Below are 10,517 nucleotides of genomic sequence, written 5' to 3'. Positions count from 1 at the left end.
GACCCAGCCGGTACGATGCCGGACGCGGGCGCGGCCGGTCTCACCGACGCGGGCCACCCGCTCCTCCGCGGCACCGTCACACTGCCGGACAGCGACGGGGTGCTCGCCACCGGCAGGCTGTCCGTGGCCACCCACGGCTGGCTCGCCGACCACGAGGTGGGCGGACAGGTGCTGGTGCCGGGCACCGCGCTCGTGGAAGCGGTCGTGCGGGCCGGCGACGAGGCCGGGTACCCGGTTCTCGACGAACTCGTCATCGAAGCCCCTCTCGTACTGCCCGGCCACGCCGCCGTACAGCTGCAGGTCGCCGTGGCCGCGCCGGACGCGACCGGCCGCCGCCCCGTGGCCGTCCATTCCCGTCCCGCCGGCCAGGACCCCGACGCCCCTTGGACCAGGCACGCGGGAGGTCTGCTGGCGACGGTCGGCACGGCACCGCTGCCCGGGGCCGTGGAGTGGCCGCCGGAAGGCGCCGGACGGGTCGGCTCCGACCACTTCTACCCCTCCATGGCGGAGGCGGGCTACGTGTACGGTCCGGCCTTCAGAGGCCTGCGGTCCGTGTGGACCCGGGGCGAGGAGATCTTCGCCGAGGTCGCCCTGCCCGATGACCACGAGGACGATGCCCGGCAGTTCGGCATCCACCCCGCCCTGCTGGACGCGGCGCTGCACGCCGCGAGCTTCGGGGCCCTGAGCGGCATGGGACAGGACAGGCTCCTCCTTCCGTTCGCATGGACCGGAGTCAGCCTGCACGCATCGGGCGCCTGCGCCCTGCGCGTCAAGGTGACCCCGGCAGGCCCGGACGCCTTCGCGCTGGAGGCCACCGACGCGGACGGCGTACCGGTGATGTCCGTCGAGTCCCTGGTCTTCCGCCCGGTGTCCCCCGATCAGCTCCGGACCGGGCCCGCGACGTACGACCGGCTGTTCCACCTGGACTGGCCCGCCGTGGCGCTGCCGGAACACCCGGACCCGTCACAGGGGCTGGAGTACGCCGACCTGACCGAGACGCCGGACGCGGAAGGACCTGCCCGGGTACGGGACCTGCTGGGGCGGGCCCTGCATGCCGTGCGGTCCTGGCTGGACGAGGACCGGCCGGCCTCCGCACGGCTGGTCGTACTCACCCGCAACGCATGCCTGCCGGGAACCGACCCGGCGGCCGCCGCCGTGTGGGGCCTGGTGCGTGCTGCCCAGTCGGAGAACCCGGACCGCATCGTCCTCGCCGACATCGACACCGAGGACGGCTCACGGCGCGTACTGCCGCGTGCCGTGGCCTCGGGTGAGGCGCAGCTCGCCATCCGGGCCGGTGAGGCGCGGGTGCCCAGACTGGCCCGGGTCTCCTCCGAGGCGCCGGCCGAAGGACGCCCGCTCGACCGGCAGGGCACCGTGCTGATCACCGGCGGCACCGGGACCCTGGGAGCGATGGTCGCCCGGCACCTGGTCACCGAGCACGGGGTACGCGGCGTGCTGCTGGTCAGCCGCAGTGGAGGTAACAGCACCGGGGCCCGCGCCCTCGAGACCGAACTGGCCGGACTGGGCGCGGACGTGACGTTCGCCGCCTGCGACGTCTCCGACCGTGGAGCACTCGCCGACGTCATCGGAGCGATCCCCGCCGAACGGCCCCTCACCGGTGTCGTCCACGCCGCCGGTGTGCTGGACGACGGTGTGATCTCGGCACTCACCCCCGAACGCCTGGACACCGTGCTGCGACCCAAGGCCGACGCGGCCTGGCACCTGCACGAGCTGACCCGGGACACCGACCTGGCCGTCTTCATGCTGTTCTCGTCGGCCTCCGCTCTCCTCGGAACCCCCGGCCAGGCCAACTACGCGGCCTCCAACGCCTTCCTCGACTCCCTGGCCGAACACCGGCGTGCCCTGGGACTGCCCGGGACGTCCCTCGCCTGGGGGCTGTGGGCCCAGGCTTCCGCCATGACCGGCGGCCTCGGCAGCGCGGAGCTGGAGCGCGGCCGGCGCGGCGGCATGGACGCCCTGAGCTCACGGGAGGGCATGGAGCTGCTGGACACCGCGCTGCACCTCGGACACGCGAAACTGATGCCCGCCGAACTGGCCCTCGGCGCGTACGGCGCGGAAGGCACGGCCGTGCCGCCTCTGCTGCGCGGCCTGGTGCGTGCCACCCGCAGGAGCTCGCGCGGCGGTGCCTCCGCAGCGGTGCGCGTGCCGGCGCAGCAGCTGGCCGGCCTGAAGGAGGCGGAGCGCGAGACAGCGCTGCTGGAGCTGGTACTCGCCGAGGCGGCGACCGTGCTCGGCCACGGCACTGACGGGACCATCGACTCCGAGCAGGCGTTCAAGGACTGTCTCTTATACACATAAGAGACAGGCTGGAAGCGGCGTTCGCGCACGCCGACCCCGACGAGGTGCTGCGAGCTGATCTCATGTCGCGGCTGTCGCGGCTGGAAGCGCTGACCGCCTCCTGGGGGCCCGCGGGCCGCATCGATGACGAGGAGGACGCGTTCGACTTCGACACGGCCTCCGACGACGAGATCTTCGGGCTCATCGACAAGGAACTGGGGCCGTCCTGAATACCGTTCGGGTCCCCGCCGCAGCATTCAGGGAGATACAGACGTGGTGAACTCCGATGTGCTGATCGTCGGATACGGCCCGGTGGGCCAACTGGCGGCGATCCTGCTGGCCCAGCACGGCCGCACGGTCACCGTGGTCGAGCGCTGGCCGCAGCCCTATCCGATGCCCCGCGCCGTCGCGTACGACGGCGAGGCGGCCCGCATACTCGCCGCCGTGGGTGTCGCCGACCGCCTGGAGGACGTACGGGAACCCACCGGCGAGTACGTCTGGGAGAACGCCCGGGGACAGACCCTCATCCACATGGAGGTGCCGGGGAAGAGCCCGTCGGGCTGGCCCGAGTCGACCTCGATGTACCAGCCCGGTCTGGAGGCCGCCCTCGCCGCACGCGGAGCGGAACTGCCCGGCGTCACCGTGCACCGCGGCCGGATGGCGGTCGGGCTGACCAGCCACGAGGACCACGTGGAGGTGGTCGCGGAGGACGCGGACGGCAACCGGCACACCTACGGCGCCCGCTGGGTCATCGGCTGCGACGGTGCCAACAGCTTCGTCGGCAGGCACATCGAGACGACCGTCACCGACTACGGGTTCACGCACGACTGGCTCATCTGCGACGTCGTGACGCATGACAAGCGCGACTACACGCCCAACAACCTTCAGATCTGCGACCCGGCCCGGCCCCGGACCGCCGTCTCCGCAGGTCCCGGGCACCGGCGCTGGGAGTTCATGCGGATGCCCGGCGAGACGATCGAGGAACTCGGGCAGGAAACGACCGTATGGCGCCTGCTGGGGCTGTTCGGCCTCACCCCGGACAACGCCACCCTGGAGAGGCACGCCGTCTACACCACGCAGGGCACCTGCGCCGACCAGTGGCGCTCCGGCAGGCTGCTGGTCGCGGGCGACGCGGCACACGTCATGCCGCCCTTCGTCGGACAGGGCATGTGCTCGGGCTTCCGCGACGCCGCCAACCTGGCGTGGAAGCTGAACCTCGTCCTGGGCGGCATCGCGGGCGAGGACCTGCTCGACACCTACACCCTCGAACGCAGTGCACATGTGCGGCCTGCCATCGAGACGTCCATCGCGCTCGGCAACGTCATCTGCCAGACCGACCGCGCCGCGGCGGCCGGGCGCGACGCGTTCATGCTCGCCGCCCGGATGCGCGCCCGCGGCGGCCGGGACCAGGCGGCCCCGGACGGGCCGTCGCTCGCCGACTCCCTCAGCGACGGATTCCTGCGTACCGGCGCCGACACGTCCGACGGATCTCCGCGCTCGGCCGGCCAACTCGTCCCGCAGGCGGAGGTGGTGCGCGGCGGATCCCGGGGTCTCCTCGACGACGTCGTCGGCACCGGCTTCGCCCTGCTCTGCGCCGAAGACCCGCGCATGCTCCTCGACACCGCCGACCTGGCCTTCCTCGACACACTCGGCTGCCACCTCGTGCACGTACTGCCTGCGGACACCCTGCCGGAGAAAGCGGGGGAACTCGCGGTCATCGACGCCGAGGACCTCTATCTGCCCTACCTGGCCGGGCTGCCCGGCCAGGGGCCGGACGGGGCCGTCGGCATGCTCGTACGCCCGGACTTCTATCTCTTCGGCGCCGCCCACGGCCCCGACGACCTGCACGCGCTCGTCGAAGACCTGCGCGCCCGTCTCGGCCGCACCACTGCCTGAACGTCCACCCCACCGCACGAAAGGCATCACCTCCATGTTGGAAGCGGCCAAACAGTTCGGGAAGCTCATCCAGATGATCTCGACGGGCGACCCCGTCAAGCGGACCAGGCGCCTCTACCAGTTCATGCCACCCAGTTTCGAGTTCGTCGACCGCACCACCACGTACTGCAACTTCGGGTACTGGAACGACGGATGCGTCAGCCTCGACGATGCCGCGGAGGAGCTCGCCACCCGGCTTGGTGACGCCGCAGGCATCGAGGCCGGCGACACCGTGCTCGACCTGGGGTTCGGCTACGGCGACCAGGACTTCTCCTGGATGCGCAACCGGCAGCCCAAGAAGATCCACGGCCTGAACATCACTCCGCACCAGATAGAGGCAGCACAGGCACGGGCCAAGGCGGAAGGTCTCGAGGACCGGCTCGAATTCACGCAGGGATCCGCCACGGACATCCCCTATCCGGACAACACCTTCGACAAGGTCGTCGCCCTCGAATCCGCATTCCACTTCTACCCGCGCAGCGCATTCTTCGAGGAGGCGTTCCGGGTCCTGCGGCCCGGCGGCGTACTCGCCGTCGCGGACGTCCTCCCGACACACGACACGGTTGTGCGGAAGGAACTCAAGTCCCGCGCACTCAGCTGGATACTCCTCAGTTACGACGAGGAGAACTGGTACACCTCCGGGGTCTACGCCGACAAGCTGGCCGAGGCGGGATTCGAGGAGAACCGAGTCGATTCGATCCGGGACCGGGTCTGGGAGCAGTACCGCACATTCATGGTCGAGAAGATCGCCAGCGATGAGTACAAGAAACTGGTCACTCCCACCCAGTACAAGGGAATCAGCCAGAACTGGAGTGACCAGGAGCTGCTGAAAAAGGAGCTGGACACCATCGACTACGTCATCGCGGTCGCCAAGAAGCCGACGATCTGAGCATTACCCGGATGCGGGACGCGCCGGGACAGTGACAACCGTGCAAGGGCAGGGGTGGAAGGGTGCGTTTGGTCGAGCGTGACGAGCACGTGAGGTCTCTGGACGGTCTGCTGGACGAATGCCGCGGAAGACGGGGACACGTCGTCGTGCTCGACGGCCCGGTCACCACGGGCAAGACCGAGCTCCTGCGCGTGTTCACCGAGCGCGCCTCCATGGACGTCGTCGTGCTCCGCGCGACCTGCTCGCGCGCGGAGCGCACCCTGCCCCTCGGAGTCATGACCCAGCTGCTGCACAGCGCCAGCCTTCCCCTGGACATAGCCGACCGGGCCGCTCAGCTGCTGAAGGAGGGAGCGGCCTCGGACGCTCTGCCCCGGACCCACCAGGACACCGTCGAGCCGGAAGCCGTCCAGATATTCCAGGGCCTCGGCGCCGTACTGCTCGACCTGGCCGGGGAATCACCTGTGCTGATCGCCGTCGACGACGTCCAGCACGCCGACGACTCGTCCCTGCACTGTCTGCTCCACATCGTGCGCAGGATCGGATCCACGCGGATCATGGCGGTCCTGACCGAGGACGCGGAACTCGGAGCGCAGCACTCCCCGTTCCGCGCGGAACTACGACGCCAGTCACAGTTCCACCGGCTGCGCCTCGCACCGCTCACCCGGGCGGGCGTCGCCGAGGTGCTCCGTGACCGCCCCTCCGGACGCTCCGTCGAACCGGAGCACAAGCTCCCCCCACGGAAGCCGGAGGGACGGGACGCCTCTTGGGGCGTGGACGACTTCTTCCGGATCAGCGGCGGCAACCCCCTGCTCCTGCACGCCCTCATCGAGGACCACCACCTCGCCGGCCAGGCACGGCCGCAGGGTTACGGGCTGGCACTGCTCAACTGCCTCTACCGGGACAAGCCCGTCGTCACCCAGGTGGCGCGCGCCCTGGCCGTGCTCGACCGGGAAGGGGACGTCAAGGCGCTGGCCCAGCTGGCCGGAGCCGACATCGAGGCGGTCGGCCGCGCACTGCACGACATGGAAGCGGCCGGTCTCACCGACAACGGCGTGTTCCGCCATCCGGTTGCCCGCTCGACCATCCTCGACGGCCTGCACACACCGGACCGGGCCGCCCTGCACCGCCGCGCCGCACAGCTCATGCACGCACGGGGCGCGCCCGCCATGACCGTCGCCCACCACCTGGTGGAGTCCAAGCACACGCAGGGCCCGTGGGCGGTCCAGGTGCTGCTGGAGGCCGCCGATCAGGCACTGCTCGGGGGCAGGACCGGGTTCGCGACGGAATGCCTCGCACTCGCCCACAGATCCTGCGGCAACGAGCAGGAACGGCCCGGGATCAGGGCGCGGCTGACCCAGGCCGAATGGGAACTCAACCCCTCCGCGGCCGCGCGCCACCTCACCCCGCTGGCCGCGGCGGCCGGTAGCGGTCAGCTGGCCCACAGCGACCTGCTGGTCCTGCTCCGGCACCTGCTCTGGCACGGCCGCACGGCCGAGGCGAAAACCGTTCTCGAACGGATCCGCGGCGCCAGGCCCGAAGCCGGAGACACCCCGCAGGCCGCACCGACGCGGAACACCGAACTGTGGCTGGCCGCCACCCATCCCCAGCTCGCCCGCAGACACCAGGGGCCCGTCCCCGCCGAGGACGGGCCCCCCAGCCTCGCCGACCCCCGCGGCGATCCGTGGTTGCGGTCGGCAGCCGAACTGGCAGCTCTGCTGACCGACGGGCCCGGCGCACCGGCCGCGGACCGTGCGGAGCGAGTCCTGGACGGCCTCGGCCTGGGCCTGGGCCGAACCTCTCCCTGGACCGAGGAAGCCGTGCAACTGGCCCTGCTCGGCCTGATCTGCGCGGGACGCCTGCGCAGCGCGGCCGACCAGTGCGACAAGCTCCTGGCCGAGACCGACTCACGGGAGGCCCCCGTCCGGTCGGCGATGGCCTCCGCGACGCGCGCGGAGATCGCCGTCCGACAGGGCGACCTGGCAGCAGGCGCCGAACACGCCCGGCAGGCACTGACCCATCTGCCGCCCCAGGCGTGGGGCGTCGCGATCGGCTTTCCGCTGGGCAGCCTCATCCTCGCCGTAACGAGAATGGGCGACTACGAGGAAGCCGCGAAGCACCTCACGTACTCCGCGACCGACAGCATGTTCCAGAGCCGCTACGGGCTGCACTACCTCCATGCCCGTGGCCACTACTACCTCGCCACCGACCACCCGCACGCCGCGCTCGCCGACTTCATCTCCTGCGGCGAACTCATGCGCAGCTGGGATCTCGACGCAGCGGCCCTCGTGCCCTGGAGGACCGGTGCGGCCGAAGCCTGGCTACGACTCGGCAACCGCGACCAGGCCAAGCGGCTCCTCCACGACCAGCTGACCTCGGCGGGGGCGGACCGGCCGCGCATCCGGGGCTCCGCCCTGCGCCTGCTCGCCGCGACGGGCCCCACCGCCAGACGTCCGGACCTGCTCACCGAGGCGCTCGATCTGCTGGAGGACTGCGGCGACCGCTACGAGCAGGCGAGAGCCCTCGTCGACCTCAACCGCAGCTACTACCAACTCGAGGAGTACCGGCGGGCGCGCATGGTCTTCCGAAGGGCCTGGCACGTGGCCAACCTGTGCGACGCCGGCCCCCTGACGAAGGAACTCCTAGCGTCCACAGGTGACTTCAGCAACCCGGAAACGTCCTCCGGCAGCACCGACGGGATCCCCTCACTCACCGGATCGGAACGGCGCGTCGCCTCGCTGGCCGTCATGGGCTGCACCAACCGTGAGATCGCGGGCAAGCTCCACATCACCGCGAGCACCGTCGAGCAGCACCTCACCCGCGTCTACCGGAAGCTCAACGTGAAACGCCGCAAGGACCTCCCTGTGGATCTGCGCAGCGATGTGGTCAAGACTGAACGAGCCCAACTCGACTGCGGGTGACTCCCGTTCCCGCGAACGCCCCCCGGCCCCCTACAGAGGTAGCAACGTGTCCCAGACAGCGGCGAACTCCCTGACCGCGCCGGCCCCCGGCACATACACCATCGACCCCGACCGCAGCGCCATCACCTTCCGCACCCGGCACGTCTTCGGCCTCGCGGGTGTCGACGGCTCCTTCTCCGTCCTCAGCGGCCGGATCCGGATCGCGGCCGAAGCCGCGGAATCCGGCGCCACGGCCGTCGTCGACGCCGCCAGCTTCACCACCGGCAACGACACGCGGGACAAGGTCGTACGTTCCGACAAGTACCTGGCCACCGCCGCGCACCCCCACATCTCGTTCACCTCCGACGTGGTACGGGAGTCCCAGGGCTCGTACACCCTCCACGGCGAACTGACCGTCCGAGCCACCACCCGGCCGGTGGAACTCCTCATCGAGCAGTCCAGCAGCGGGGCGGAAGAGATCAGCTTCCGGGCCACCACGAAGATCGACCGGTACGCCTTCGGCATCACCGCCGACAAGGGCATGACCGCCCGCCACCTGATTCTCACCCTCGACATCGTCGCCTCGCCGGCGTGACGTTCCTGGGGATCGACGTCGGTGGTACGAAGGTCGCCCTGCAGACCGACGGCGGTACACAGTCCCGCAGCGCCGTGTTCCCGTGGCCGCGGACGAGCAGCGCCGCGGACGACCTGGAAGCTCTCACCAGGAACGTCCGCGCGCTGCTCGACGGCACCGAGCAGTCCGTCGAGGCGGTCGGCGTCGCCATGCCCGCGACCGTGGGCGCGGACGGTCTGGTGACCACCTGGCCGGGCCGCCCCAGCTGGACCGGACTGGACCTCCGTGCCGCTCTTCGCTCCCTCTTCCCCCGAAGCGCGGTGCACTGGGCGGACGACGGAGACCTGGCAGCCCTCGCAGAGGCCGACGAAGCGGACTGCCCGGACGTCGCCTACCTCGGAGTCGGCACCGGCGTCGGCGGCGGCATAGTCCTCGACGGGCGCCTCTGCCCCGGGACCGCCCGCGGCTCGTGCGAGGTCGGTCACGTGGTCGTCGACCCCAAGGGCCCCCGGTGCGACTGCGGTCGACGCGGTTGCGTGCAGGCCGTCGCCTCCGGTCCGGCCACCCTGCGCAGGGCCGGCCACCTACGAGGCCGGCCCGTCACCTTCGCCGAGCTCACGGACGGCCTTCACCACGAACGCGACTGGGCCGTCACAGCGATCGGAGAGAGCTGCGACGCGCTCGCGGTGGCGATCGTCAACCTCAACGAGCTCGTCCGTCCCGCACTGGTCCTGATCGGTGGCGGATTCGCAGACAGACTGCCCGGCTTCGCCGGCACGGTGGCCGAAAGAGCGCACGCGCTCTCCAGGCCGGGCCACCCGGTCGCCCACGTACGCGCCGCCTCACTCGGCGGCCTGTCGTCCCTGCGTGGCGCCGTCCTCCTCGCCCGGGGCACACACCCCGGGTAGGGGGCTTCGCGGTAGGGGGCTGAGCCAACCCCCTAGGGGTTGTCCGGTTCTACGGACCCCCCGTAGATTCCCCGAGTAAGGGGAACAATTCGAATGCTGCCGAGTGTTTCGGAGCGGCGGAACCGCGAAACAACCGTAAGGAAATCGCGCTGACGCTGGGCCGGTTTTCCGTGTTGACGGACCTTTGACGGTGGGTCGAAATTCACCTGCTGGCCGCCGCGACGGGTTGGGTTGAGTGGACAACGAAGAGAAGCTCCGTGAGTACCTCAAGCGGACGACCGCAGATCTGCGCCGTACGCGACAGCGCCTCCGAGATGTAGAGGCCCAGGATCAGCAGCCCATCGCAATTGTGGGAATGAGCTGTCGGTATCCGGGTGGAGTAACGAGTCCCGAGGACCTCTGGCAACTCGTGGCCGCCGGCACCGACGGCATCTCCGCCTTTCCGGACGACCGTGGATGGGATCTCGGCAACCTTTATGACGCCGGCTCCGGCGAGGACGGCAGATCCGCCACGGAAGAAGGCGGATTCCTCCACGACGCGGGCGAATTCGACGCCGGATTCTTCGGGATCTCGCCGCGTGAGGCGCTGGCGATGGACCCGCAGCAACGCCTGCTCCTCGAGACCTCGTGGGAGGCGCTCGAGCGGGCCGGCATCGACCCGGGCACCTTGCGGGGCAGCCGCACGGGCGTGTTCGCCGGACTGATGTACCACGACTACGCCGCCCGTCTCGCGGCGGTTCCCGAGGGCGTGGAAGCGTTCCTGGGGGTCGGGAACTCAGGCAGTGTGGTCTCGGGGCGAGTGGCGTACACCTTCGGCCTCGAAGGCCCCGCCGTCACCGTGGACACGGCGTGTTCGTCGTCGCTGGTCGCCCTGCACCTGGCGGTGCAGTCGCTGCGCAAGGGCGAGTGCACCATGGCGCTGGCCGGTGGCGTGACGGTGATGGCGACACCCGGCACCTTCGTGGACTTCAGCCGCCAGCGTGGCCTCGCGGGCGCGGGCGATGCAAGTCGTTCTC

The 10,517-nt window shown here is 70.6% G+C and carries 7 protein-coding genes and 1 pseudogene; all 8 read left to right on the top strand.

Annotated elements, in window-relative coordinates; translation table 11 throughout:
* The coding region (locus IH13_RS45210) for a type I polyketide synthase (protein WP_234433456.1) at positions 1–2,319 on the top strand (2,319 nt) is incomplete at its 5' end.
* A 62-nt stretch (positions 2,320–2,381) separates the two neighbouring features.
* On the top strand, positions 2,382–2,528 hold the full coding sequence (locus IH13_RS45205; protein WP_234433455.1) for a hypothetical protein: 147 nt from the start codon (positions 2,382–2,384) through the stop codon (positions 2,526–2,528).
* A 43-nt stretch (positions 2,529–2,571) separates the two neighbouring features.
* Positions 2,572–4,194: a bifunctional 3-(3-hydroxy-phenyl)propionate/3-hydroxycinnamic acid hydroxylase MhpA gene (locus tag IH13_RS0130955; RefSeq protein WP_037842936.1), complete on the top strand. Its 1,623-nt coding sequence runs from the start codon at positions 2,572–2,574 to the stop codon at positions 4,192–4,194.
* Positions 4,195–4,228: 34 nt separating this feature from the next.
* A complete protein-coding gene (locus IH13_RS0130950; protein WP_031089503.1) occupies positions 4,229–5,122 on the top strand; it encodes an SAM-dependent methyltransferase in 894 nt (297 codons plus the stop codon).
* 62 nt (positions 5,123–5,184) lie between these two features.
* The gene (locus IH13_RS0130945) at positions 5,185–8,040 is read left to right on the top strand and encodes a helix-turn-helix transcriptional regulator (protein WP_031089501.1); all 2,856 of its coding nucleotides are present in this window, start codon (positions 5,185–5,187) and stop codon (positions 8,038–8,040) included.
* Between the two features lie 46 nt (positions 8,041–8,086).
* Positions 8,087–8,614: a YceI family protein gene (locus IH13_RS0130940; RefSeq protein WP_037842933.1), complete on the top strand. Its 528-nt coding sequence runs from the start codon at positions 8,087–8,089 to the stop codon at positions 8,612–8,614.
* Positions 8,611–9,501 carry an ROK family protein gene (locus IH13_RS0130935; RefSeq protein WP_031089497.1) on the top strand — a complete coding sequence of 297 codons (891 nt, stop codon included), beginning with the start codon at positions 8,611–8,613 and terminating at the stop codon, positions 9,499–9,501. The genes IH13_RS0130940 and IH13_RS0130935 overlap by 4 nt, the downstream gene beginning before the upstream one ends.
* A 253-nt stretch (positions 9,502–9,754) precedes the next feature.
* Positions 9,755–10,517: pseudogene (locus IH13_RS0130930) on the top strand (beta-ketoacyl synthase N-terminal-like domain-containing protein); the annotation flags it as partial.

This window comes from Streptomyces sp. NRRL WC-3549 (assembly GCF_000721935.1).
Lineage (GTDB): Bacteria > Actinomycetota > Actinomycetes > Streptomycetales > Streptomycetaceae > Streptomyces.
Note: the sequence above shows the minus strand (reverse complement) of the source record. Positions and strands in the feature narration are given on the sequence as shown.